The sequence below is a fragment of the Streptomyces sp. DSM 110735 genome, assembly GCF_016482685.1.
In the GTDB taxonomy this organism is placed as follows: Bacteria; Actinomycetota; Actinomycetes; order Streptomycetales; family Streptomycetaceae; genus Streptomyces.
In genome coordinates, this window is record NZ_JACYHF010000011.1 from 183,743 (window position 1) to 209,368 (window position 25,626).

21 protein-coding genes are annotated in these 25,626 nt (G+C 72.5%); 5 read left to right on the forward strand and 16 right to left on the reverse strand.

From position 1 onward, the window contains the following. Window positions 1-10: 10 nt before the first annotated feature. The 4 genes from der to IF655_RS19025 form a co-directional block, all read right to left on the reverse strand. Window positions 11-1,495 carry a ribosome biogenesis GTPase Der gene (der, locus tag IF655_RS19010; protein ID WP_199586086.1) on the reverse strand — a complete coding sequence of 495 codons (1,485 nt, stop codon included), beginning with the start codon at window positions 1,493-1,495 and terminating at the stop codon, window positions 11-13. Window positions 1,496-1,558: 63 nt separating this feature from the next. Further along, the gene (locus IF655_RS19015; protein ID WP_242488816.1) at window positions 1,559-2,161 is read right to left on the reverse strand and encodes a lysophospholipid acyltransferase family protein; all 603 of its coding nucleotides are present in this window, start codon (window positions 2,159-2,161) and stop codon (window positions 1,559-1,561) included. A 62-nt stretch (window positions 2,162-2,223) separates the two neighbouring features. Then, the gene (gene cmk, locus IF655_RS19020) at window positions 2,224-2,916 is read right to left on the reverse strand and encodes a (d)CMP kinase (protein ID WP_199586088.1); all 693 of its coding nucleotides are present in this window, start codon (window positions 2,914-2,916) and stop codon (window positions 2,224-2,226) included. Window positions 2,917-3,056: 140 nt separating this feature from the next. After that, window positions 3,057-4,142 carry a prephenate dehydrogenase gene (locus IF655_RS19025; protein WP_199586089.1) on the reverse strand — a complete coding sequence of 362 codons (1,086 nt, stop codon included), beginning with the start codon at window positions 4,140-4,142 and terminating at the stop codon, window positions 3,057-3,059. 353 nt (window positions 4,143-4,495) lie between these two features. Between IF655_RS19025 and IF655_RS19030 the strand changes: the two genes are divergently transcribed. Both IF655_RS19030 and IF655_RS19035 read left to right on the forward strand, forming a co-directional pair. Next, window positions 4,496-4,930 (forward strand): Rieske (2Fe-2S) protein, encoded by a 435-nt coding sequence (locus IF655_RS19030; RefSeq protein ID WP_199586090.1) that lies wholly within the window; start codon window positions 4,496-4,498, stop codon window positions 4,928-4,930. 22 nt (window positions 4,931-4,952) lie between these two features. After that, a complete protein-coding gene (locus IF655_RS19035) occupies window positions 4,953-5,708 on the forward strand; it encodes a DNA polymerase beta superfamily protein (protein ID WP_199586091.1) in 756 nt (251 codons plus the stop codon). On the opposite strand, the gene IF655_RS19040 is transcribed toward IF655_RS19035, so the two are convergent. The 11 genes from IF655_RS19040 to IF655_RS19090 form a co-directional block, all read right to left on the reverse strand. After that, complete coding sequence (locus IF655_RS19040; protein ID WP_199586092.1) at window positions 5,637-6,383, reverse strand: nucleotidyltransferase domain-containing protein; 747 nt, start codon at window positions 6,381-6,383, stop codon at window positions 5,637-5,639. The two genes, IF655_RS19035 and IF655_RS19040, sit on opposite strands and share 72 nt — an antisense overlap. Window positions 6,384-6,387: 4 nt before the next feature. Further along, window positions 6,388-7,410: an ADP-ribosylglycohydrolase family protein gene (locus IF655_RS19045; RefSeq protein ID WP_199586093.1), complete on the reverse strand. Its 1,023-nt coding sequence runs from the start codon at window positions 7,408-7,410 to the stop codon at window positions 6,388-6,390. Between the two features lie 143 nt (window positions 7,411-7,553). Continuing rightward, window positions 7,554-8,624 carry a pseudouridine synthase gene (locus IF655_RS19050; protein WP_199586094.1) on the reverse strand — a complete coding sequence of 357 codons (1,071 nt, stop codon included), beginning with the start codon at window positions 8,622-8,624 and terminating at the stop codon, window positions 7,554-7,556. A gap of 13 nt (window positions 8,625-8,637) precedes the next feature. Further along, window positions 8,638-9,264: an SMC-Scp complex subunit ScpB gene (gene scpB, locus IF655_RS19055; protein ID WP_199586095.1), complete on the reverse strand. Its 627-nt coding sequence runs from the start codon at window positions 9,262-9,264 to the stop codon at window positions 8,638-8,640. Beyond that, entirely contained in the window at window positions 9,261-10,430 is a 1,170-nt protein-coding gene (locus tag IF655_RS19060; RefSeq protein WP_374100306.1) for a ScpA family protein, read from the reverse strand. Before IF655_RS19060 ends, scpB begins: the two co-directional genes overlap by 4 nt. Before the next feature lie 418 nt (window positions 10,431-10,848). Next, the gene (locus IF655_RS19065; RefSeq protein ID WP_199586097.1) at window positions 10,849-11,400 is read right to left on the reverse strand and encodes a hypothetical protein; all 552 of its coding nucleotides are present in this window, start codon (window positions 11,398-11,400) and stop codon (window positions 10,849-10,851) included. Further along, window positions 11,385-12,521, reverse strand: a complete 1,137-nt coding sequence (locus tag IF655_RS19070; protein ID WP_078496114.1) for a ParA family protein — start codon at window positions 12,519-12,521, stop codon at window positions 11,385-11,387. The genes IF655_RS19065 and IF655_RS19070 overlap by 16 nt, the downstream gene beginning before the upstream one ends. 413 nt (window positions 12,522-12,934) lie before the next feature. Continuing rightward, window positions 12,935-14,059, reverse strand: coding sequence for an alanine dehydrogenase (ald, locus tag IF655_RS19075; protein ID WP_307814968.1), 1,125 nt, complete (start codon window positions 14,057-14,059; stop codon window positions 12,935-12,937). Between the two features lie 137 nt (window positions 14,060-14,196). Then, a complete protein-coding gene (locus tag IF655_RS19080) occupies window positions 14,197-16,287 on the reverse strand; it encodes a tetratricopeptide repeat protein (protein ID WP_199586098.1) in 2,091 nt (696 codons plus the stop codon). Window positions 16,288-16,450: 163 nt separating this feature from the next. Next, complete coding sequence (locus IF655_RS19085; RefSeq protein WP_199586099.1) at window positions 16,451-17,077, reverse strand: NUDIX hydrolase; 627 nt, start codon at window positions 17,075-17,077, stop codon at window positions 16,451-16,453. Between the two features lie 84 nt (window positions 17,078-17,161). Beyond that, window positions 17,162-18,829 (reverse strand): CTP synthase, encoded by a 1,668-nt coding sequence (locus IF655_RS19090; protein WP_199586100.1) that lies wholly within the window; start codon window positions 18,827-18,829, stop codon window positions 17,162-17,164. A gap of 545 nt (window positions 18,830-19,374) precedes the next feature. Here IF655_RS19090 and IF655_RS19095 point away from each other — a divergent pair. The 3 genes from IF655_RS19095 (at window position 19,375) to IF655_RS19105 (ending at window position 24,385) form a co-directional block, all read left to right on the forward strand. Next, a complete protein-coding gene (locus tag IF655_RS19095; protein ID WP_199586129.1) occupies window positions 19,375-21,177 on the forward strand; it encodes a glycoside hydrolase family 15 protein in 1,803 nt (600 codons plus the stop codon). Between the two features lie 92 nt (window positions 21,178-21,269). After that, the gene (locus IF655_RS19100) at window positions 21,270-22,652 is read left to right on the forward strand and encodes an FAD-binding oxidoreductase (RefSeq protein ID WP_199586101.1); all 1,383 of its coding nucleotides are present in this window, start codon (window positions 21,270-21,272) and stop codon (window positions 22,650-22,652) included. Window positions 22,653-22,741: 89 nt separating this feature from the next. Beyond that, entirely contained in the window at window positions 22,742-24,385 is a 1,644-nt protein-coding gene (locus tag IF655_RS19105) for a PucR family transcriptional regulator (protein ID WP_199586102.1), read from the forward strand. Window positions 24,386-24,395: 10 nt separating this feature from the next. On the opposite strand, the gene IF655_RS19110 is transcribed toward IF655_RS19105, so the two are convergent. Then, the gene (locus IF655_RS19110) at window positions 24,396-25,532 is read right to left on the reverse strand and encodes a glycosyltransferase family 4 protein (protein ID WP_199586103.1); all 1,137 of its coding nucleotides are present in this window, start codon (window positions 25,530-25,532) and stop codon (window positions 24,396-24,398) included. Window positions 25,533-25,626: the final 94 nt, after the last annotated feature.

A 25,626-nucleotide genomic window follows, 5' to 3' on the forward strand; every position in this document is an offset into this window, starting at 1 on the left:
GTCGTGCCCGTTACTTCTTCTTCGCGCCGCGCTTCTCGCGCACCCGCACCGAGATGTGGATCGGGGTGCCCTCGAAGCCGAACTCCTCGCGCAGGCGGCGCTCGATGAAGCGCCGGTAGCCCGCCTCGATGAAGCCGGAGGCGAAGAGGACGAAGCGCGGGGGCTTGGTGCCCGCCTGGGTGCCGAACAGGATGCGCGGCTGCTTGCCGCCCCGGACCGGGTGCGGGTGGGCGGCGGCCAGCTCGCCGAGGAAGGCGTTCAGACGGCCGGTGGGGACGCGGGTCTCCCAGCCCTCCAGCGCGGTCTCGATCGCCGGGACCAGCTTCTCCATGTGGCGCCCGGTACGGGCGGAGACGTTGACGCGCGGGGCCCAGGCGACCTGGCCCAGCTCGGTCTCGATCTCGCGCTCCAGGTAGTAGCGGCGCTCCTCGTCGAGGCTGTCCCACTTGTTGAAGGCGAGCACCACGGCGCGGCCCGCCTCGACCGCCATGGTGACGATGCGCTGGTCCTGGATCGAGATGTTCTCGGAGGCGTCCAGCAGGATGACGGCGACCTCCGCCTTCTCCACGGCGGCGGCCGTGCGCAGGGAGGCGTAGTAGTCGGCGCCCTGCTGGAGGTGGACGCGCTTGCGGATGCCCGCGGTGTCGACGAACTTCCAGGTCTTGCCGCCGAGGTCGATCATCTCGTCGACCGGGTCGCGGGTGGTGCCCGCCAGCTCGTTGACGACGACGCGCTCCTCGCCCGCGACCTTGTTCAGCAGCGAGGACTTGCCGACGTTCGGGCGGCCGATCAGGGCGATGCGGCGGGGACCGCCGACACCGGGACCGCCGAAGGTCTGCGCGGGCGCCTCGGGCAGCGCCTCCAGGACGGCGTCCAGCATGTCGCCGGTGCCGCGGCCGTGCAGCGCGGAGACCGGGTGCGGCTCGCCGAGACCGAGGGACCACAGGTAGGCGGCGTCGGACTCGCCGGACAGACCGTCAACCTTGTTGGCGGCCAGCACGACCGGCTTGCCCGCCTTGCGCAGCAGCCGGACGACCGCCTCGTCGGTGTCGGTGGCGCCGACCTTGGCGTCCACCACGAAGACGACCGCGTCGGCGGCCTCGATCGCGTACTCCGCCTGGGCGGCCACGGAGGCGTCGATGCCGAGGACGTCCTGCTCCCAGCCGCCGGTGTCGACGACCTTGAAGCGGCGGCCCGCCCACTCCGCCTCATAGGTGACGCGGTCGCGGGTGACGCCCGGCTTGTCCTCGACGACCGCCTCACGGCGACCGATGATCCGGTTCACCAGGGTCGACTTGCCGACATTGGGGCGGCCGACGACGGCGAGCACGGGAAGGGGGCCGTGGCCCGCCTCCTCGATGGCGCCCTCGACAGCCTCGATGTCGAAGCCCTCGTCCGCGGCGAGCTGCATGAACTCCGCGTACTCGGCGTCGCCGAGAGCCCCGTGCTCGTACTCGTGCGCGGCCGAGCCGTCGGGCTGGTTCTGGTCGTTCATGAAGTCCGTACCTCGTCGTCGTTCGTGGTGATCGGTGGAAGTGGCCCGATTCGGGCGGTTCCACTACTCAAGTGTCGCCCAGCGCCCGGTCAGGCGCCTGGCGTTTTCCAGGTGTGCGGTGAGCCGCTTCTGGATGCGCTCGGTCGCCTGGTCCAGCGCCTTGCGCGTACGCAGCCCGCTGCCGTCACCCGCTTCGAACGGGTCTCCGAAGACCACGTCCACGCGCGAGCGCAGCGGCGGCAGCGCCTTGATCAGGCGCCCGGGCTTCTCGGCGCTGCCGAGCACGCCCACGGGCACGATCGGCGCACCGCTGCGCACCGCGAAGTAGGCGAGCCCCGCGCGCAGCGAAGCGAAGTCGCCCTCGCCCCGGGTGCCCTCCGGGAAGATGCCGAGGACGCCGCCGCTCTCCAGGACGCCGAGCGCCCGGGCGATGGCGGTGCGGTCGGCGCTCGTGCGGTCCACCTTGAGCTGGCCGATGCCGGTCAAGAAGGGGTCCAGCGGACCGGTGAACGCCTCCTGCTTGATCAGGAAGTGCGTCGGCCGGGGCGCCACGCCCATGACCATGGGTCCGTCGATGTTGTGCGAGTGGTTGACGGCGAAGATCACCGGTCCGCTCGCGGGCACCTTCCAGGCGCCGAGCACGCGCGGTCGCCACAGGCCGTACATCAGGCCGACGCCGATGCGCCGGCCGATCTCGGCGCCCCGCTCGGAGGGCAGAGCCGGGTCGCTCACTTCCCGGCCCGCTTCTCCTCGACCAGCGTGACGACGCACTCGATGACCTGGGCGAGGGTCAGCTCGGTGGTGTCCACCTCGACCGCGTCGTCCGCCTTGGCGAGCGGGGAGGTCTTGCGGCTGGAGTCGGCCGCGTCCCGCTTGATCAGAGCCTCGCGGGTGGCGTTGACGTCGGCGCCCTTCAGCTCACCGCTGCGGCGGGCGGCGCGGGCCTCCGGGGAGGCGGTGAGGAAGATCTTGAGGTCGGCGTCGGGCAGCACGGTGGTGCCGATGTCGCGGCCCTCGACGACGATGCCCAGCTCGGCGGAGGTGGCGATCGTGCGCTGCAGCTCGGTGATCCGGGTGCGCACCTCGGGCACCGCGCTGACCGCGCTGACCTTGGAGGTGACCTCCTGGGTGCGGATCGGGGCGGCCACGTCGTACCCGTCCACCGTGATGGTGGGGGCGGACGGGTCGGTGCCGGAGACGATCTCGGGCTTCCCGGCGACGGCGGCGATCGCGGTCGGGTCGTCCAGGTCGATGCCGTTGGTCACCATCCACCAGGTGATGGCCCGGTACTGCGCGCCGGTGTCCAGGTAGCTGAGACCGAGCTGCGCGGCGACGGCCTTCGACGTGCTCGACTTGCCCGTGCCGGAGGGGCCGTCGATCGCGACGATCACGGGCTTGGTCGGGGCGGCGCCGTTTTCCACGGGAGGGCACCTTCCTGGTGAAGGGTGGGCGGTGGGGTGCGGGACGCGAGGGCGCCCCGCACAAGGTTACTGGGTGTGGGTCACTCGTACGGACGTACGTCCGCCCCGGGACCAGCAGACCTTGAGCTGCCGGACCTTCGCTACTGCCGCAGCGCCCAGCCGCGCTCGCGCAGCGCCTCGGTCAGGACGGGCACCGCCTTGGGCTCGACCATGAGCTGGACGAGACCTGCCTGCTGCCCGGTGGCGTGCTCGATACGGACGTCCTCCACGTTGACCCCGGCGCGGCCCGCGTCCGCGAAGATGCGGGCGAGCTGTCCGGGCTGGTCGTCGATGAGGACGGCGACGGTCTCGTAGGCGCGCGGGGCGGAGCCGTGCTTGCCGGGCACCCGGACCTGTCCGGCGTTGCCGCGCCGCAGCACGTCCTCGATGCCCGCGCCGCCCGCGCGCCGCTTGTCCTCGTCGGAGGACTGCAGGGCACGCAGCGCGCGCACGGTCTCGTCCAGGTCGGCGGAGACGTCCGCGAGGAGGTCGGCGACGGGTCCGGGGTTGGCGGAGAGGATGTCGATCCACATCCGGGGGTCGGAGGCGGCGATCCGGGTCACGTCCCGGATGCCCTGCCCGCACAGCCGTACGGCAGCCTCCTCGGCGTTCTCCAGACGCGCCGCGACCATGCTGGAGACCAGGTGCGGCATGTGGGAGACGAGGGCGACGGCGCGGTCGTGGGCGTCGGCGTCCATGACGACCGGCACGGCACGGCAGTGCGAGACCAGCTCCAGGGCGAGGTTCAGCACCTCGGTGTCGGTGTCCCGGGTGGGCGTGAGCACCCACGGGCGCCCCTCGAAGAGGTCGGCGGTGGCGGCCAGCGGGCCGGACTTCTCGCGCCCGGACATGGGGTGGGTGCCGATGTACGCCGAGAGGTCGAGGCCGAGCGCCTCCAGCTCGCGGCGCGGACCGCCCTTGACGCTGGCCACGTCGATGTAGCCGCGGGCCACGCCCCGGCGCATGGCGTCGGCGAGGACGGCGGCGACGTGCGCGGGCGGGGCGGCGACGATCGCGAGGTCGACGGGACCCTCGGGCGGCGCGTCGGTACCGGCGCCGAGCGCGGCGGCGGTACGGGCCTGCCCGGGGTCGTGGTCGGAGAGGTGGACGGTGACGCCCCGCTGGGTGAGGGCGAGCGCGGCGGAGGTGCCGATGAGCCCGGTGCCGATGACGAGTGCGGTCCTCACCGGGTGCCGCCCTGCCGCCGGACGCCGCTCACGTGGGAAAAGCCCTCGGGACGCCGTGTGGGACCGGCCTCGTCCCGCCGCCGCGGGACCGCCCCCCGGACCGCTCGTACCGCCACTGCCCTGCTCCTCACTGGCTCGCGCGCCGACCGGACCCGGCGCGCTGCGTAGGCGTCCAGCCTAGTCAGCCCGGGCGGTGGGGACGGACGGCAGGAGGGGCCGATCCGGTGACGGGGGGCTGCCGCTTCCTTCGTCCCGGCCCGCATCGGTGCCAAAATGCCCGGGCATCCGGCTTTCCTCACCTTTGCGGCTGTCCGTCGCCGACGGGCGGCGCGACGTACGTTCGGAGTGACGACATGACCCAGCCCGCGACACGGCGCACGCTTCTCGCGACGGGCGCCGCCACGCTCGCCGTCTGCTGTGTGGGATGCGGTGGCGAGGACTCGGCGGGCTCCACCGCCGACGCGACCCCCGCCACCCCCGAGAACGGCTCCGCCCCGGCCGCGCAGGCGCTGGCGCGGACCGCCGACATCCCGGAGGGCGGCGGCAAGATCTTCGCTGACGAGAAGATCGTGGTGACCCAGCCGGTCAAGGGCGAGTACAAGGCGTTCTCGGCCCTCTGCACCCACCAGGGCTGCGCGCTGAACCAGGTCGCGGACGGCACGGTGGACTGCCCCTGCCACGGCTCCAGGTTCCGCATCACGGACGGCTCGGTGGCGCACGGTCCGGCCACCCAGCCTCTTGCCGCCAAGCCGATCAAGGTGCAGGGAAACTCGATCACCCTGGGGTGACCCCACCGCGTACGCTCCCGCCATGCACCCCGCCGACCTGGTCCGCGACCACACCGTCTACGCCTGTGTCATGGGCTCACGCGCCTTCGGCCTGGCCACCGGCGCGAGCGACACCGACCGGCGGGGCGTCTATCTGGCCCCGACTCCCCTGTTCTGGCGTTTCGAGAAGCCGCCGACGCATGTCGAGGGTCCGGGCGAGGAGCGGTTCTCCTGGGAGCTGGAGCGCTTCTGCGAGCTGGCCCTGCGCGCCAACCCGAACATCCTGGAGTGTCTGCACTCCCCGCTGGTGGAGCAACTGACCGACACCGGGCGCGAGTTGCTCTCGCTGCGCGGCGCCTTCCTCTCCCGCCGGGTCCACGCCACCTTCACCGGGTACGCGCTCGGCCAGCGCCGCAAGCTGGACGCCGACGTCCGCACGACCGGCGCCCCCCGCTGGAAGCACGCGATGCACCTCCTGCGCCTTTTGACGAGCGCCCGCGATCTCCTGCGCACCGGCGAACTCCGTCTGGACGTGGGCGCCGAGCGCGAGCCCCTCCTCGCGGTGAAGCGGGGTGAGATCCCCTGGGCGGAGATCGAGTCCCGCATGGCCAGGCTGTCCGAGGAGACCGACGAGGCGCTGCGCCGCACCCCGCTCCCGGCGGAGCCGGACCACGCCCGCGTGGCCGACTTCCTCTACCGCGCGCGCCGGGACTCAGCCCGGTCGGCCTCAGCCCAGTCGCAGGCGCACCACGAACTCGTGCAGGGCGTCGTGGGCGGTGACGGCGTCCGGCAGGACTGAGGCGGTCTGCGCCTCGTCGAGCCGTACGTGCAGCCGCTCGACATCGGCGCGTACGCGCTCGCGGTCCACCTCGGCGTCCCCGTGCTCCCGCTCGGCCTTGGCCGCGATCAGCTCGGGCAGATAGCCGGGGGCGTCCAACTGGCCGAGCAGCGTGGGCAGATGGGCTTCCACTTCGCCGGTGCCCATCAGGTGGACGCCGGTGAGCAGGACGCGGAACGTGTAGAGCAGGGGCTTGAGTTCGCCGGTCTTCTCGAACAGCCGCCACTGGGTGGCCGCGAAGCCCCGGTAGTGGTGGGCGTGGTGGCTGGTGAGGACGCCCGGCGCGAGGGCGGCCAGTTCCTTGTGGGCGTCGGTGGTGTGGACGACCAGGGGCGAGAGGAGCTGCTCCAGCACGTAGCCGTTGCGCCGGAGCATCAGCCGGACGAACTTGCGCAGGTCGTGGGTGACGAGGTCCATCTCGACGCCGTCGCGGACCCAGTCCCGGGAGCGGGTCTCCTCCGGCTCGCGCAGTCCGACCAGGTCGGCGGCGGGCAGCAGATGGACACCGCGCAGGTCCACGTCGGAGTCCCGGGACGGGAAGCCGTAGAGGTGGGCTCCGGAGACGGTCGCGAACAGCAGGGGGTGGGGCTGTTCCGCGATCACGGGCGTCAGGTCCATGCCGAGAGCGTCGATCATGGGCCTAAGCATCCCAGAGCGTCCCCAGCTCCAGCAGATCGTCCCGGTACTCGATGCGCTCCGCCCACGCCTGCGGCCAGGCGTCCGCGCCGAGCCAGGCGCCCGCGAAGGCGCCGGTCAGACAGGCGATGGAGTCCGAGTCACCGGCGGTGCAGGCGGCGCGGCGCAGGGCGAGGACGGGGTCGGCGGGGAACCACAGGAAGCAGAGCAGCCCGGTGGCCAGCGCCTCCTCGGCGATCCAGCCCTCGCCGGTGGCCAGACAGGGGTCGGTCTCCGGGGAGACGGTACGGACCGCGTCCTGGAGGCGGTCGAGGATCGCCAGGCACTCGTCCCAGCCCCGGGCGATGAAGTGCTCGGGGCTCGGGTCCTGGGCGCGGGTCCACAGGTCGCCGAGCCAGGTGTGGTCGTAGTGGGTGCGGTGGTCGAGGGCGTAGGAGCGCAGGCGGCCGACCAGTCCGGTGGGGTCGGTGCCCTGGGCGAGCAGCCACACGGCGTGCGCGGTGAGGTCGGAGGCGGCGAGCGCGGTGGGGTGTCCGTGGGTGAGGGCGGACTGCAACTGGGCGGCGCCGGAGCGCTGTTCGGGACTCAGACCGGGCGCCAGACCGAGCGGGGCGACCCGCATGTTGGCACCGCATCCCTTGGAGTGGATCTGGCTGGCGTCCTGCCAGACCCGGCCCTCCGCCTTCAGCAGCTCGCACGCCGTCAGGCAGGTCCGGCCGGGGGCGCGGTTGTTCTCCGGCGACTCGTACCAGTCCACGAACTCCTCGCGCAGCGGCCGCTCCAGCCGCTTCGGCGCGAGATGCCCCCGCTCCATCGCCGTCCGCAGGGCGCGCCCGAGCGCGAGGGTCATCTGCGTGTCGTCGGAGACGAAGGCGCGCCCGGGCAGTTCCCTCTCGCGCCAGGGACCGCACTTGGCGAGGATCGAGGGCACGTCGTTGAACTCGGTGGGAAATCCCAGGGCGTCGCCGAGGGCGAGGCCGAGCAGGGAACCGGTGGCGGCGCGCTTTCCCGCGGGGGTGGTGGTCATGGGTACGCCCTTCCGGACGCACCCCGCCCCGGCCCCCGTTGGTCCGGCCGCATGGCCCGCCCGACTAATCGTCAGGTTGACCATAAAGCCGGACCGGGGCGGGCGGCAAGGGCACCCGCCCCGGGGTCGGTCCAGAGGTCGGCCTAGAGGTCGACTTCCTTCATCAGCATGCCGACCTCGGTGTTGGACAGGCGGCGCAGCCAGCCCGACTTCTGATCGCCGAGGGTGATCGGGCCGAAGGAGACACGGACCAGCTTGTCGACGGGGAAGCCCGCCTCCGCCAGCATCCGGCGCACGATGTGCTTGCGTCCCTCGTGCAGGGTCACCTCGACCAGGTAGTTCTTGCCGGTCTGCTCGACGACGCGGAAGTGGTCCGCGCGGGCGTACCCGTCCTCGAGCTGGATGCCGTCCTTCAGGCGCTTGCCGAGGTCGCGCGGGATCGGGCCGACGATGTGCGCGAGGTACGTCTTGCGCACGCCGTACTTGGGGTGCGTCAGACGGTGCGCCAGCTCGCCGTGGTTGGTGAGCAGGATGACGCCCTCGGTCTCCGTGTCGAGCCGGCCCACGTGGAACAGCCGGGTCTCACGGTTGGTGACGTAGTCGCCGAGGCACTGACGACCCTCGGGGTCCTCCATGGTGGAGACGACACCGGCGGGCTTGTTCAGCGAGAAGAACTGGTACGACTGGGTGGCGACGGTCAGACCGTCGACCTTGACCTCGTCCTTCTCCGGGTCCACCCGGCGACCCTGCTCAAGCACGATCTCGCCGTTGATCTCGACGCGGGCCTGCTCGATCAGCTCCTCGCAGGCGCGGCGGGAGCCGTAACCGGCGCGCGCGAGCACCTTCTGCAGGCGCTCGCCCTCCTGCTCGGCGCCGGGGAAGGTCTTGGGCAGCTTGACGTCCTTCTTGCCCGCGTACCGCTCCCGGTTGCGCTCCTCGGTCCGGGTCTCGTACTCACGCGAGCGCGCGGGAGCCGTACGACCGCGCCCGGCGCCCTGGGACTGCTTGGGGCCGCCCTTGGCGCCGCCGCGCGCCGCGCCGCCGCGGCCCGACTTGGGGCCGTCCTGCGTGGCGCCGGGACCGACGTCGTAGCGGCGCTCCTCCGGGCGGGGCTTGCGGGGGCGGCCGCCCTGCCCCTGGCGCTCGTCCCGGTTGTTGCCGGCGCCGCGATGGTTCCCGCGTCCGCTGTTCCTGTCGCTGCCGCTGCTTCGCATCAAGGTTTCCGTCTTAGTCGTCTGCGTACTGACCGCCGGGCGCGTCGGGCGCGTCCGGGTCGAACGACGGGACACCCTCCTGGCTCTCGGCCTCGATCGCCGCCGCTTCCGGGAGGAAGGGGGCGAGCTCCGGAAGCTCGTCCAGGCCACGCAGGCCCAACCGCTCCAGGAAATACTCCGTCGTCACGTACAGGATCGCACCTGTTTCGGGTTCCGCGCCCGCCTCGCGGACCAGACCGCGCTGGAGCAGGGTCCGCATCACGCCGTCGCAGTTGACCCCGCGCACCGCGGAGACCCTGCTGCGGCTGACCGGCTGACGGTACGCGACGACCGCGAGGGTCTCCAGCGCCGCCTGGGTGAGGCGGGCGGTCTGGCCCTCCAGGGCGAGGCGTTCGACGGCGGGGGCGTAGGCGGGGCGGCTGTAGAAGCGCCAGCCGCCCGCGACGTAGCGCAGCTCGAAGCCGCGGCCCTGGGCGGTGTAGTCGTCGGCCAGCTCGCGCAGCGCGTCCGCGACGGCGCGTCTGGGGCGCTCCAGGAGGCGGGCGAGGCGTTCCTCGGAGGCGGGCTCGTCCACGACCATGAGGACGGCCTCCAGGGCGGGCTTGAGGTCCAGCCCGGCGACGGCGGTCTCGTGGTTCACGTCTTCAGCTCCTCGGCGTTCTCGTCCCGGACCTTCTCGGGGGGCCGGTCGAACTCGTCGGTGACCCTGAGGGCGGCGCCGCTCTCCCCGCCGGTCCAGCGGACCAGCAGGGTGCCGAGGGCGGCCTCCTGCTCCAGGGCGACCGCCTTCTCGCGGTACAGCTCCAGCAGGGCGAGGAAGCGGGCCACCACCGTGAGGGTGTCGTCGGTGTCGGCCACCAGCGCGCGGAAGTCCGCCTCACCGAGTTCACGCAGCCGCGCGACGACGATCCCGGCCTGCTCCTGCACGCTGACCAGCGGCGCGTGGATGTGATCGACGTACACCTGCGGCTCCGCCTTCGGCTGCATCGCCTTCACGGCGAGCCGCGCGAACCCCTCCGGTCCGATGCTGATGACGACCTCGGGCAACAGCTCGGCGTGGTGCGGCTCCAGCCCGACGGTACGGGGGTGCCTGCGCCCCTCGTCCTCCAGCCGCTCGTTGAAGATGTCCGCGATCTGTTTGTACGCCCGGTACTGCAACAACCGCGCGAACAGCAGATCCCGCGCCTCCAGCAACGCCAGATCCGCCTCGTCCTCCACCTCGGCGGCGGGCAGCAACCGGGCGGCCTTCAGATCCAGCAGCGTGGCGGCGACCACCAGGAACTCGGTGGTCCGATCCAGATCCCACTCCGCCCCCATCGCCCGGATGTGCCCCATGAACTCATCGGTCACCCTGGACAGCGCCACCTCGGTGACATCCAGCTTGTGCCGCGAGATGAGCTGCAGAAGCAGATCGAACGGCCCCTCGAAGTTGTCGAGCCGCACCCTGAAGACACTGCCGTCCTCGGGGTCCTCCGACGCGGGCGCGGACTCGACGTCCGCCGCGGCCACCCCGAACGACCCGGCGGCGGCGCCCGATCCCGGCTCGGAGCCCCCGGCAGACGCCGCAGACGCCCCCACGGCAGCCTCCCGCGCCGGAGCCGCGGCTCGCGGCCCGGCGACAGCCTCCGGCGCGGATTCGGCGTCCACCGAAGCGGCGGCAGCCGCCGATACAGGCTCAGCCCCCCCGACAGGCACCGCAGGTGAACCGGCAGCGCCCCTCGACGGGGACGCGGCACCCGCCGAAGCTACGACAGACGACCCGGCGACAGCCCCCGATGCGGACCGGGGCCCACCAGATGGCGCCACAGGCGACCCGGCGGCACCCCCCGGCACGGGCTCGGCACCCGCCGGAGCCGCAGCAGACGACCCAAAGACGCCCCCCGACAGAGACTCCGACCCAGCGAAAAGCGCCGCAGGCGACCCGGCGGCAGCCCCCGGCAGGGGCTCGGCGACCGCCGGAGTCGGGGTGGACGGTCCGGCGGCGCCGGATGTCGGCTCAGGCTCGCCCGAAGGCGCCGTCGACGGCCGGGGCGCAACCTCCGGCGTGGTCTCCAGATCGTCCGCCGGCGCCGCAGGCGACCCCGTGGGCGGAGCGGCGGGCTCCTCGGTCGCCGGAGGCGGGGCGCCCGGACCCCGGCCCAGGGGGCGTCGTGGGCCGGGGGTGGGGGTGGAGTTCGGGGTCATGGGGGTCGCCAGGTTACCGCTCGACCTGCCAGGTCAGCGGCTAGCGTCCCCGGAGGCGGCGGACCAGGATGCTGGCCTCGCCGCGGGCCTCCAGGTCGGCGAGGACCACGGCGACCGCCTCGCGGACGATGCGGCCGCGGTCGACGGCGAGTCCGTGCTCGCCGCGCAGCACCAGGCGGGCGTGCTCGAGGTCCATGAGTTCCTCGGCGGAGACGTACACGGTGATCTTCTCGTCGTGGCGCTCGCGCCCGCTGGGCCGCCGGGAGGCGGCGCGCCCGCGCTTGCGGGGCTGCTCACCGTCGGACCCGTCCGGCGGGGGCTGCCGCCGCGCGGGCCGGATGCGGGACTCGCCGGTCTCGGAGGACTCCGGGCCGACCGCCGCCGTGTGCTCCGCGCCGTCGCCGTCGCCCCCCCGCGCGGGCACCGCCTGCGGCGCGTCCTCCGCCTGCGCGGCGGCGGCAGCCGGGTCGCTCTCCCCCGCCGGGGCGGGCACCCTGGGCTCCCCCCGCCGGGGGGACGAGGGCTGGAGCGCCATCCCTCCGGTCGTACGGAACAGTTCGTCGGCTCCGGGCAGACTCACTCGGCGTGACACCGGGCGAGCACCTCCCTGGCGAGCTGGCGGTAGGCGGCGGCACCGACGGAGTTGGAGGCGTACGTGGTGATCGGCTCACCGGCGACGGTGGTCTCCGGGAAGCGGACCGTGCGCCCGATGACCGTGTGGTACACGTGGTCGTCGAACGCCTCGACCACACGCGCGAGCACCTCACGGCTGTGCACCGTGCGCGAGTCGTACATCGTGGCGAGGATGCCGTCCAGCTCCAGCTCGGGGTTGAGCCGCTCCTGGACCTTCTCGATGGTCTCGGTCAGCAGGGCCACACCGCGCAGCGCGAAGAACTCGCACTCCAGCGGCACGATCACCTTGTGCGCGGCGGTGAGCGCGTTCACGGTGAGCAGGCCGAGCGAGGGCTGACAGTCGATCACGATGTAGTCGTAGTCGTCCATCAGCGGCTTCAGGGCGCGCTGGAGCGTGGACTCGCGCGCGACCTCGGAGACCAACTGCACCTCGGCGGCGGACAGGTCGATGTTGGAGGGCAGCAGGTCCATGTTGGGGACCGCCGTCTTCAGCAGGACCTCGTCGGCCGACATGCCCCGCTCCATGAGCAGGTTGTAGACGGTGAGGTCCAGCTCCATCGGGTTGACGCCGAGACCCACCGACAGCGCGCCCTGCGGGTCGAAGTCCACGAGCAGCACGCGCCGCCCGTACTCCGCGAGCGCGGCACCCAGGTTGATGGTCGACGTGGTCTTGCCGACGCCGCCCTTCTGGTTGCACATCGCGATGATCTTCGCGGGTCCGTGGTCGGTCAGCGGGCCCGGGATCGGGAAGTACGGCAGCGGGCGCCCGGTCGGACCGACGCGCTCACGGCGCTGACGGGCCGCGTCGGGCGCGAGCGTGGCCGCGTACTCCGGATCGGGCTCGTACTCGGCGTCGGGGTCGTAGAAGTGCCCCTCGGGCAGTTCGTCGTAGTCGGCGAAGTGGTTGTGGGGCGCGCCACTTCCGTCGCCGGCCATGGCGTTCACGTGATGGCCATCCATGCTCTGGTGTGCTGTCCGGACCGTCTGCGGTTCCGGACTCTGGTGGGCTGCGAAGGTGCGCACAGCTACGGAGCCGACAGCCTCGAATCCCGTGGGGTCCTGGTGACCCCGTGCCGGCATTCCTGGTTGACCACCCCCGGGAGAAAATGTCGACTCATTCACAAGTCGTCTTACCTCCTTGGTGACCAGGAAACTTCTAGACAAGGTCAGCGTGGCACCATGCCGACGGTTGGCGACTCTATGGCGTGTCGGCGGTCCGCAGCAACACAATCCGCCGGACCCGGCCGGATGTGTCGACAATGAAACATCCCTCTGTCAAGGGCGTACGACCGTCGCACAGCAGGTTTCACCGGTGTACGAATCGGTCGAAGGGTTACGTTCGAGGCGAGTTGACCGAGTGTCGCAAAGTGACCATACACACATCCGGCCGGACCTTCGGGCAAGGTCCGGCCGGATGTGCGGTGTTGACGTGATGTGTTGACGAATCGCCTTTACGACGCTGACGACTTGACGACTCGCCCGAGCCGTCGGTGTCAGCCGATCAGCGCGTCGATGCTCACGTGGTCGAGACCGTGGGCGTCGGCGACCTCCTTGTAGACCACCTTGCCGTCATGGGTGTTGAGACCCCGGGCGAGCGCGGCGTCGCGGCGCAGCGCCTCGACCCAGCCGTTGTTGGCCAGGGAGACGATGTACGGGAGCGTCGCGTTGGTGAGCGCGTTGGTGGAGGTGTTGGGCACCGCGCCGGGCATGTTGGCGACGCAGTAGAAGACCGAGTTGTGCACCCGGAAGGTCGGCTCGGCGTGCGTGGTCGGACGGGAGTCCTCGAAGCAGCCGCCCTGGTCGATCGCGATGTCGACAAGGACACTTCCGGGCTTCATCCGGGACACCATCTCGTTGGTGACCAGCTTCGGCGCCTTGGCGCCCGGGATGAGGACGGCGCCGATGACGAGGTCGGCGTCGAGGACCGCCTTCTCCAGCTCGAAGGCGTTGGACATGATCGCCTTGACCTTGCTGCCGAAGATCCGGTCGGCCTCGCGCAGCTTGTTGATGTCGCGGTCGAGCAGCGTCACCTCGAAGCCCATGCCGACGGCGATCTGCACGGCGTTCCAGCCGGAGACGCCGCCGCCGATGACGACGGCCTTGGCCGGGGTCACGCCGGGCACGCCGCCGGGGAGCACACCGCGGCCACCGGCCGGGCGCATCAGGTGGTAGGCGCCGACCTGCGGGGCGAGGCGGCCCGCGACCTCGGACATCGGGGCGAGCAGCGGCAGCGCGCGGTTGGCCAGCTCGACCGTCTCGTACGCGATGGCGGTGGTGCCGGACTCCAGGAGCGCGTCCGTGCACTCGCGGGAGGCGGCGAGGTGCAGGTAGGTGAAGAGGATCTGGTCCTTGCGCAGCCGGTGGTACTCCTCCGCGACGGGCTCCTTGACCTTCAGCAGCAGGTCGGCGGTGGCCCACACCTCGTCGGCGGTGTCGAGGATGCCCGCCCCGGCGGCGATGTACTCCTCGTCCGTGATCGAGGAGCCGAGGCCGGCGCCGCGCTCGACGACGACCTGGTGGCCGTTGCGCACCAGCTCGTGCACGCCGGCGGGGGTGATGGCCACCCGGAACTCGTTGTTCTTGACCTCGCGGGGGATGCCGACCTTCACGTCGATCACGGTCCTTGGCTCAGAGGGTAGGGGGGTGCACTGAAAGACATACCGGGCGCGCTGGCGCACACCGGGAGACACCGCAGGAGAACGTGCGGCAGAGCCAGTTTAATGAAGGTGTTCTGCGTGTCTAGCCTTTCATTGCATCAATCTTCAGCGGAGGAACTACGGATTTCGCAGGCGTTGGCGACGGGTTCCGGATCGATCGCCCCCGCGCGGTCCGGCTCCGGGTCCCGTGCCGGGCCCTCCTCCCCCAGGATGCGCTCCGCGGCGGCGCGGTGCAGGCGGGCGGCGGTGGGGTCGCCGAGACGGTCCAGGGTGTCGGCCATGCGCAACTGGAGCGCGGCCTGGAGCCGGGTGTCCTCGGCGCGCCGCGCCCACTCGGCCGCCTCGCGGCAGGTGCGCAGCGATTCCTCGGGGCGCCCGGCGTACTCCTGGACGCGGGCGGTCTCGCTGAGCGCCCGGGCGTAGGCGGCGGTGTCGCCCTCCTTGCGGTAACCGGCTGCCGCGGAGCGCCAGTTGCGCAGTGCCTCGCCGTAGCGGCCCGCGTAGGTGTGGGCGGTGGCGATGCGGCCGTAGAGCCGGGCGGCGTGGGCGCGTTCGCCCCGGGCGAGCCGGTCGGCGAGCGCGCGTCCGAACCAGTCGGCGGCGCGGTCGTGGTCGCCCAGCTCCTGGTGGGCGCCGCCGACGGATTCCATCGCGCGCCCGGTGGCGTAGGGGTCGTTCGCCGCGCGTCCGGCGTCCAGGGCGGCGCGGTAGCGGGCGAGCGCGTCGCGGACGCGTCCGGTCTGGGCGTCGAGGTCGCCGAGATTGAGCAGGGCGGCGGCCTTCTCGCGGGGCAGACCGCGCCGCTCGGCCACGTCGAGGACGAGACCGTGGATGCCGTAGAGGTCGGCAGCGGCGGCCTGGGTGCCGAAGTGGGCGACCATGGCGCGCACGAGCTGGGACATCAGTCGGCGGGCGAGGGTGTCGAGGTCGCCATCGGCCACCGCGAGCCGGGCGGCGGCCAGCAGGGCGGGGCGGCGGACGGTCAGCCACTCGGCGGCGGCTTCCGGGCTCGCGAAGCGCAGCGCGGGAGGCAGCGAGCGCAGCTTCTCGCGGGCCTGCGGGCTGTCGGTCTCGGCGGCGGCGCGGCAGGACTGGAGCAGCCGTACGTCGCGCTCCAGGACGCGGGCGCGGGCCAACTGGAGTTCGGCCGGGCGGTCCTCCTTCTCGGCGAGGGCGCGCAGCAGGGGGTGCAGACAGCCGGGCACCTCGTACTCGGGCAGCGGGGCACCGGCGGCGTGCAGCAGACCGAGGGCGGTGAGGTCGTCGAGGACGGCGCGGGCGCGGGCGGGCGAGCAGCCGGCCAGGGCGGAGGCGGTGTGCGGGTCGACGGTCCCGGCCGGGGCTTGCGAGAGCAGGCGCAGCAGCCGGGCGGAGGCGACGGGCAAGCGGTCGTGCACGAGCCGGAGGACGCGGGTGAGCGGGGGGCTGTCGCTGCCGTCGTCGGAGTCGGCGTGCATCCGCTTGGCGAGGTCGGAGATCCCGGCCTGGGGGCGGGAGGCGAGCCAGCCCCCGGCGAGGGTGAGCGCGGCGGGCTGTCCCTGGCAGATCTCGGCCAGGTTCTCGGCGGAGCGCGGGTCGACGGTGACGCGCACCGATCCGGCCCAGCGGGTGAGGAGTTCGACGGCGGACTTGGTGTCGAGACCGCCCAGGGTGCAGGGGCGGACGCCGGGGATGCCGGTGAGCGGGCCCGCGGAGACGGCGACGACCAGGCAGTCGGGGGCGTCCGGGAGCAGGGCGTCGACCTGTTCGGCGCCGCTCGCGTCGTCCAGCAGGAGCAGGACGCGGCGGCCGGTGAGGGCGGTGCGCAGCGCCTCGGTGAGCACGTCCTCGGGGGCTCCGGCGGGGGCGCGCACGCCGAGGGCGGTGAGCAGGTCGCGGGCGGTGCGCTCGACCGGTACGGGAGTGCCGTCGGGGTCGGCGAGCCGGGCGCGCAGCACACCGTCGGGGTAACGCGGAGCGAGCTGCCGGACGAGTTCACCGGCGAGTGCGGTGCGCCCGGAGCCGGGGCGTCCGGCGATGAGGAGCACTCGTGCGCGGGGGGCCTTGCGACCGGCGAGGGTGTCCAGTCCCGCGCGCTCGATGTCGGCGCGCAGCTCTTTCAACTCCCGTGTGCGTCCCAGGAATGAGTCCGGTGCGGCTGGAGGCTCCGCCGTCCGCACGTCGTCCTGGTCCACCGCCTGATCCGTCACGGGTCACGCTCCCGTCCCACCGCACGCGCACAGCCCGCCGGTTCTTCCGGTACGGGCGATTCCAGAGCCTAGTTCACGCTCTGCGACCTTCCCGTGGGAGCGGGGCGGAGACATCCCCCGATCGGATCAAGCGATGGTCACACCAATACCGTCACCTGCCTCGTCAGGCGCTGAAGGGGCGCGCGGGCCACGGCGCGTCCGCCGGGCGCAGCGCGTCGAGACCCTCGCCGCCGCGCGCGGCGACCAGCGAGAGGACGCCCACGACCAGGCAGTTGTTGTGCACGTCCCCGGCGAGGATCAGCCGGACCAGCTCGTCGACGGGCACGCGCGCGTACTGCATGTCCGTCTCCTCGTGCTCGGTCTCGAACCGCTCGCCCTCCGCCTCGGAGAGATCGCGGGCGAGGAAGATCCGCACCGCCTCGTCGCAGCCGCCCGGGGTGGTGTAGACGTCGGTGAGCACGCGCCAGTCCTCGGCCTTGACGTGCGCCTCCTCGTACAGCTCGCGCTGGGCGGCGTGCAGCGGGTTCTCGCCGGGCACGTCGAGCAGACCGGCGGGGATCTCCCAGAGCTTGTGGCGCACCGGGTGGCGGTACTGGTTGATCAGCAGGACCCGGTCCCGCTCGTCCAGGGCGAGGACGGCGACCGAGCCGGGGTGGACCTGGTAGTCGCGGCGGACCACCGAGCCGTCGGGCATGACCACGTCGTCCGTGCGGACGGCAGTCTTGTTGCCCGTGAAGGGGGTCGCGGTGCCGCGGACCTCCCACTCCTCGGGGGTGTCCTTGATCGTCATGCCCTGTCCTTCCCGTCGCGCAAAGAAAACCGGGGTGCGTCCCTGTTGAAGGTTCGCACCCCGGTCACCGTAACAATCGGTGTGTTACTTGGAGTTCTTCGGCTTGCCCGCCGTCTTGCGCTCGACGGAAGCCTTCACCAGACCCGCGAACAGCGGGTGCGGCCGGGTCGGCCGGGAGCGCAGCTCGGGGTGCGCCTGCGTGGCGACCAGGTAGGGGTGGACGTCACGCGGGTACTCGACGTACTCGACGAGCTTGCCGTCGGGCGAGGTGCCCGAGAAAAGGACACCCGCCTTCTTCTCCAGCTCGGCGCGGTAGGAGTTGTTGACCTCGTAGCGGTGGCGGTGCCGCTCCTCGACGTACTCCTTGCCGTCGTAGACCTCGCGGACGATGGAGCCCTCGGCCAGCTTGGCGGGGTACATGCCGAGCCGCATGGTGCCGCCCATGTCGCCCTCACCGGCGACGATGTCCATCTGCTCGGCCATCGTGGAGATGACCGGGTGGGCGGTGGCCGGGTCGAACTCGGTGGAGTTGGCGTCGGCGATGTCCGCGAGGTTGCGCGCGGCCTCGATCACCACGCACTGCAGGCCGAGACACAGACCCAGCAGCGGGATCTTGTTCTCGCGGGCGTAGCGGATCGCGCCGACCTTGCCGAGCACACCGCGGTCGCCGAAGCCGCCGGGGATGCAGATGCCGTCCACGTCGCCGAGGGCGGCGGCGGCACCGGCCGGGGTCTTGCAGTCGTCCGAGGTGACCCACTTGATCTTGACGCGCGCCTTGTTGGCGAAGCCGCCCGCGCGCAGCGCCTCGGTGACCGAGAGGTAGGCGTCGGGCAGGTCGATGTACTTGCCGACCAGGGCGAGGGTGATCTCGTGGTCCGGCTTGTGGACGCGGTCCAGCAGGTCGTCCCAGGTCGTCCAGTCCACGTCGCGGAAGGGCAGGTCGAGCTTGCGCACGACGTAGGCGTCCAGGCCCTCGCCGTGGATGACCTTCGGGATGTCGTAGATCGAACGGGCGTCGGGGCAGGCCACGACGGCAGCCTCGTCCACGTCGCACATCAGCGAGATCTTGCGCTTGATGGCGGTGGGGACCTCGCGGTCGCAGCGCAGCACGATGGCGTCCGGCTGGATACCGATGTTGCGCAGCGCGGCGACGGAGTGCTGGGTCGGCTTGGTCTTCAGCTCGCCGGAGGGACCGATGTACGGCAGCAGCGAGATGTGCACGACGAAGACGTTGTCCCGGCCGACCTCGTGGCGGACCTGGCGGACGGTCTCCAGGAACGGCAGCGACTCGATGTCGCCGACCGTGCCGCCGACCTCGGTGATGACGACGTCGACCTCGTCGGTCGCCATGCGCCGGATGCGGTGCTTGATCTCGTTGGTGATGTGCGGGATGACCTGCACGGTGTCGCCCAGGTACTCGCCGCGCCGCTCCTTGGCGATGACCGTGGAGTAGACCTGGCCGGTGGTGACGTTCGCGGAGCCGTCGAGGTCGCGGTCGAGGAAGCGCTCGTAGTGGCCGATGTCCAGGTCGGTCTCGGCGCCGTCGTTGGTGACGAACACCTCACCGTGCTGGAAGGGGTTCATCGTGCCCGGGTCCACGTTCAGGTACGGGTCGAGCTTCTGCATGACGACACGCAGGCCACGGGCCTTGAGCAGCATGCCCAGGCTGGAGGCGGTGAGGCCCTTGCCGAGCGAGGAGGCGACACCCCCGGTGACGAAGATGTGCTTGGTCGTCGTAGATTTCGGCGGCATGGCCAAGAGGGGGCTCCCGTGGTCGCTGTCTGTGATGCGGAACGGCCGTCGGCCCGGAGGATCATGTCTTCCTCGCGGTGGCGCCGTCGCTGCGGTTCGGGGGTTTTTCGCCCACCGGTCCACGGGCTACCAGGGTATCAGCGCCCGGAGGGGATGGCGCCCGGGCACGCTCCGCGACGGTCCCGGCACGCGGCTGTGACCAGTGCGGGGAGGTCTTCCGGGGCGGTCACGGGGTTCTCACCCGGTGCTCACTCGTTCGGCTCACACGGGTTGTCCGGAGCGGCGCGCAGATCATCTACGTGCGTCGTATCCTGCTCGGACACTCGCTGCCGAGCCCGGCCGGAACGACGGCACACCCCCGCCCGCACCACCCGCCGGAGACAACTACAGCGCGGCAGTTCGTCGAGCGGGACTGCCGTTTGCCTCAGGGCTCGGACGGCTGCTTTGCTTCACCGCTCAACGACGCATCAACAACGACCCCTTGACCGCACCAAGCGACAGCCCCCTCGCGCGGGGGTGACGTGGCCGTTCGACTGGAGTTGCACGTGGCCGGGCGCATCGAAGACTACGCACTCATCGGAGACATGCAGACCGCCGCACTGGTCTGCCGGGACGGCACGGTGGACTGGCTGTGCCTGCCCCGATTCGACTCCCATGCCATCTTCGCCGGCCTGCTGGGCACCGAGGAGCACGGCTTCTGGCGGCTCGGTCCGGCGCACGCGGCCGACGCGCCGCCGCCCAAGGCCGCCCGGCGGGGCTACCGGGGCGACTCGCTGATCCTGGAGTCGGAGTGGGACACCCCGAGCGGCACGGTCCGTGTGACCGACTTCATGCCGCCGCGCGACGGCGCCCCGCAGCTCATCCGGATCGTGGAGGGCGTCAGCGGCCGGGTGCCGATGCGCTCGGAGCTGCGGATGCGGTTCTCCTACGGCCGGGTGGTGCCGTGGGTGCACAAGCACGAGAACCGCACGGTGGCGGTCGCGGGTCCGGACTCGGTGTGGTTCGACACGGACGCCGAGACCTACGGCAAGGACCTGACGACGTACTCCGACTTCACCGTCTCCGCCGGTGAGCGGGTCGCGTTCACGATCTCCTGGCAGCCCTCGCACAAGACGCCGCCCCCGCTGCCCGAGCCGGAGCAGTCGCTGGAGGCGACGGAGGAGTTCTGGCGCGACTGGGTCGAGCAGTGCACGTACCACGGTCCCTACCGCGAGGCGGTGATCCGCTCGCTGATCACCCTGAAGGCGCTGACGTACGCCCCGACCGGCGGCATCGTCGCCGCGCCCACGACCTCGCTGCCCGAGGACATCGGGGGCGTGCGGAACTGGGACTACCGCTACACCTGGCTGCGGGACGCGGCGATCACGCTGTCCTCGCTGCTGCGCACCGGCTACCGCGACGAGGCGCGCGCCTGGCGCGAGTGGCTGCTGCGGGCGGTCGCGGGCGACCCGGAGAACCTGCAGATCATGTACGGCATCGCCGGTGAGCGCGAGCTGGGCGAGGCGGAGCTGGACTGGCTGCCCGGGTACGAGCACTCGACGCCGGTCCGGGTGGGCAACGGCGCGGCGCACCAGCTCCAGCTCGACGTGTACGGCGAGGTCATCGAGGCGCTGCACCTGGGCCACATGACGGGGCTCGCCCGCAACGACTACGCCTCGGTGCTCCAGATGAAACTGATCCGCTATCTGGAGGACCACTGGCGGGAGCCGGACGAGGGCATCTGGGAGGTGCGCGGACCGCGCCGCCAGTTCGTGCACTCCAAGGTGATGGCCTGGGTCGCCGTGGACCGCACGATCAAGCTGATCGAGTCGGGCGACGCGGAAGGACCGCTGGAGCGCTGGAAGGAACTGCGCGACGAGATCCACCGCGAGGTCTGCGAGAAGGGGTACGACCCGGAGCGCAACACCTTCACGCAGTACTACGGCTCCAAGGAGCTGGACGCCTCCCTGCTGCTCATCCCCCAGATGGGCTTCCTGCCCCCGGACGACAAGCGGGTCATCGGCACCATCGAGGCGATCCAGCGCGAGCTGTCCACCCCGGACGGCTTCATCCTGCGCTACCCCACCGACGGCGAGGACGCGGGCGTCGACGGTCTCCCCGGCGACGAGGGCGCCTTCCTCGCCTGCTCCTTCTGGATGGCCGACGACCTCGCGATGATCGGCCGCGTCGACGAGGCGCGCAAGCTCTTCGAGAAGCTCCTCGCACTGCGCAACGACCTCGGTCTCCTCGCCGAGGAATGGGACTCCCGCCTCAAGCGCCAGGTGGGCAACTTCCCGCAGGCGTTCAGCCATGTGCCGCTGATCGACACGGCGCTGCGGCTGACGGCGTCCGGGGCGTACGGCGGCTGACCGCCGGGGTGGCGTGGGGTGCGGATGACCGCCGTGCCCCGCGCGCCTAGGCTGAAAGCGCATTCTGCCCCCGATCTCGGAAGGGGGCGGCCATGGCTTCCCTCTCGAAGGCGGGTGCGGCGCTCGCCGTGCTGCGCGAGGAGTTGGCCGGAGAGGTGTTCGCGCCGGGGGACGCGGGCTACGACGAGGCCAGGGCTGTCTACAACGGGATGATCGACCGGCGCCCGGCGGTGATCGCCCAGTGCGTGGATGTCGGCGATGTGATCCGGGCGGTGCGGTTCGCGCGGGAGCTGGATCTGCCGGTCGCGGTGCGCGGGGGCGGGCACAGTGTGGCGGGTACGGCGCTGGGGGACGGCGCGGTGGTGGTGGATCTGCGCCGGATGCGTCAGGTGGACGTCGACCTGGAAGCCCGTGAGGTCCGGGTCGGGGGCGGGGCGACCATGAGTCACCTGGACCGGGCCACCCAGCCGTACGGTCTGGCCACCACGGGCGGGCGTGCTTCCACCACCGGGGTCGGCGGGTTCGTGCTCGGCGGCGGCACCGGCTGGCTGGACCGGATCTTCGGGCTCGCCGTCGACAACCTCCGCGAGGTGGAGCTGGTGACCGCCGACGCCGAGCAGGTGCGCGCGAGCGCCCGGGAGAACCCCGAGCTGTTCTGGGCGCTGCACGGCGGTGGCGGCAACTTCGGCGTGGCGACCGCGCTCACGCTGGGTCTGCACGAGCTGCCCGAGTTCTCGATCGCGCTGCTGCTGTTCGCGCCGGAGGACGGTCCCGAGGCGGTCCGCACGTTCCGGGATGTGATCGCGGCGGGACCCGACGGGCTGAGCGGCGCCACGATCTACCTCACCGGACCGCCCCTCGAGTTCGTCCCCGAGCAGATGGTGGGGCAACTCGTCTGTGCGGTGCTGGTCACGCACGCGGGCTCCCTCGACCTCCTGCACGAACTGGCGGCGCCGCTGCTCGCGCTGCCGTACGAGGGCGGGCTGGTCGGCGAGATGCCGTACGCGGACGTGCAGTGCATGATCGACGACCCGCCGGGGCTGCGGAACTACTGGTCCGCCGAGTATCTGACCGGGATGCCGGACGACCTGGTGGAGGTGTACTGCGCGCTGTCCGCGGGCGAGCCCGTGCCGACCGCCACCCAGCACATCCTGTTCCCGCAGGGCGGCGCGATCGCCGCGGGACCGCACGCGTACCCGGTGCCGTACCGGGACGCTGCCTGGGTCGCGCACCCCTTCGCCGTGTGGGAGGACCCCGCCGACGACACCCGCGCCGTCGACTGGGTGCGCGAGGTCCGCGCGGCGGTGAAGCCGTGGAGCACCGGCGACGTGTACCTGAACTTCATCGGCGACGAGGGCGCGGAGCGGGTCCGCGCGGGGCTCGGCGCGGAGAACCTGCTGCGCCTGGAGAAGGTGAAGCGGGCGTACGACCCGGACAACGTGTTCCGCTTCAACCACAACATCCGTCCGCTGTAGCGGAGTTGGCGCGCGGGTCCGGAGCGCCGGTTCCGGGGCGCCACGGCCGGGGCTGTCGGAGCGGCGACCGCGCGGGTAGCGTCCGGCGCATGGACAGCGGTACGGAGAGCGGGGCTGCCCCGCGCGGCGCGGGGATCACCGTCCGGCGCGCCCTGGAGCTGCCGGGGCTGCGCGGCGGGCTGCCGGAGATCCTGGCGGGCGGCGACCGGCTCGGTCGCACGGTGCGCTGGGTGCATGCGGGCGAGGTGCCGAACATCGCCTCGCTGCTCAAGGGCGGCGAGCTGCTGCTCACCACCGGCTACGGTCTCGGCACGCGCCCCGCCGAGCAGCGGGCGTTCGTGCGGACGCTGGCCGAGCGGGGCATCGCCGCGCTGGTGGTGGAGCTGGGCCCGCGCTTCACCCGGCTGCCCGCCGCCCTGGTGGACACGGCGCGGGCGACCGGGCTGCCGCTGGTGCAGTTGCATCGCGAGGTGGCGTTCGTGACGGTCACCGAGGAGATCCACACCGAGATCGTCAACGGGCACTACGCCCTGCTCCAGCGGGCGGAGGAGGTGCACCGCCGCTGCACCGAGGCGCTGCTCGGCGGGGGCGGGGTGCCGCAGATGCTGCGCATCCTGGCGGACTTCGCGGCGAACCCGGTGTTCCTGGAGACCCCGGACGGACGGCTGCTCTACGCCGCCGGGACTGGACCCGAGGGCGCGGACGCGCTGCAGGTGTGGGAGGGGCTGCGGGCGAAGCAGCGGGACGTGCCGCCCCCGGCGGGTTCGGTCCTGGTGGACGTGCCCGGCGGCGGTCCCGGTCCGGGCTCGGTGCGGGCGCGTCTGGTGCTGCTGCCGGTGTGCGGTCCGCTGGCGCCGGTGCACCGGATGGCGGCCGAGCGGGCAGCCGGGATCGTCGCCGTGGTGCTGATGCAGGCGCGGCAGGAGGAGGTGTTGGCGGCACGCGGGAGGGGTGACTTCCTGAGTGATCTCGCCGAGGGGCGGATCGCCGCCGAGGACGCCCCGGCGCAGGCCCGGGTGCTGGGCTTCCGTTCTGGCGAGGGTCCGCTGCTGCCGGTCGTGATGCGGGTCGGTGACTGTGTCGCCCCGGGCGCGGGGTGGGCGGTGCTGGCGCAGGCGGTGGCGAAGGAGCTGGCCTCGGTGGGGGTGCCGGTGCTGCTTGGGGTGCGGCCGGTGGAGGGACGGGTGCCGGTGCTCGCGGGGCTGCGCACGGAGTCGGAGCGGTCGGCGGTCGCGGACCGGGTCGCGGCGGCGCTGCGGACGGGGGTGGAGCGCGCCGGGCTGTTGCACCCGGGCGGTGCGGCGCCGCTGGTGGTGGTCGGGGCGGCGGGCGACTGGACGGCCGTACCGGCGGCGCTGCGGCACGCGGCGGAGGCGGCGACGGCGCTGCGCGGTCCGGCCGACCGGCCCTGGTACGACGCGCGGCGCCTCGACATCGACCTGCTGCTGTGGCGGCTGCGCGACCACCCGGACCTGGCGGCGTTCGTGGACCGCGCGCTCGGCTCGCTGCTCGAGCACGACGCGCGCTCGCGTCCGCCGCTGCTGCCGACCCTGGAGACCTATCTCGCGCACGCGGGCTGCAAGGCGGAGACCGCCCGCGAACTGCATCTGAACCGGCAGACCCTCTACAACCGGCTTGCCCGGATAGGCGAGTTGCTGGGCACGGACCTCGACGACCCGCAGACGGTACTGGCGTTGAGCCTCGCGCTGCGCGCCCGGGAGCACGTGGCGTAGGGAGGGGACCTCAGGCGAGCGGCACCGGCAGGGTCAACTCGTCGTAGACGCTGAGAACTTGGGCGACCGTCTCGTCCTCGGTCGGCCAGGTGGCCGCCTGCTGGACACCCCGTTCGCGCAAGCCCTCGCGCCGCTCGGCGTCGGCGAGCAGATCGGTGACGGCGGCGGCGAGGGCGGGTCCGTCGCCGTAGGGGACGAGGTGAGCCGCGTCGCCGACGAGGTCCGGGACCCCGCCGACGGCGGTCGCGACCAGTGGCACCCGGGCGTACAGCGCCTCCTGCGCGAGCACCGAGCGCGACTCCCAACGGCCGGTCAGCAGTGCCAGATCGGCGGCGGCGAGCAGGTCGGGCACGTCGTCGCGGAAGCCGAGGAGGCGGACCGGCAGATGCTCGGTCTCGATCCGGCGCTGCAACTCCGGTCGCAGCGGTCCCTCCCCCGCGACGACGACCAGCGGCTGCGGATCGAGGTCGCGCCAGGCGCGGGCCGCGTCGAGCAGCGTCTCGTGTCCGCGGTGCCGGTCCAGGGAGGCGACCGAGACGAGCAACGGGCGCCCGGTGGCGCCGAGTTCGGCCCGCACCTTGTCGGCGGGGCGCTCGGGGTCGGGTCCTCGTCCGCCGTACCTGCCGCCCGGCAGACCGACGGCGGCGAGCCGGGCGTCGCGCGCCCCGGTCCTGCGCGCCCGGTCCACGAGGTCGGAGCTGGTGCCGAGCACGACTGTCGCGGTGCGCATCACGCGCCGCTCCAGCAACCGCAGCAGATGCGCCCGCGCGCCCTCGGCACGGGCGCGGTTGTGCCAGGTGACGACCAGCGGGGTGGTCCGCCCGCCGAGCGCGAGGACGGTACGGAAGGAGGCGTGCAGACCGTGCGCGTGGACCAGGTCGGCGTCCGCGCAGGCGGCGCGCAGCGCGGCGACTGCCGCCGGGTCGCTGCTGCGCGGCACGGGCAGGTGCTCGGCGCCGGTCCCGCTGAAGTCGTAGGCGTGGTCCGCCTCGGCGGGCGCGCACACGGTGACCCGGACCCCGCGCGCGACCAGACCCGCCGCCAGGGAGCGCACATGCGCGCTGCTGCCCGCGTTGCCTCCGCCGAGCACCTGGACGGTGCGCAGCGGCGACTGGCCGGGCGGTGCGGTGCTGCTCACGGGGCTCACGGGGCCGGCTCCTGATTCGGCGGGCATTCACGAAGGGACGTACAGACGGTAGCGGTCGGCGGCGCCGCGAGGAGCTGCCGCGCCCCCTTCGCCC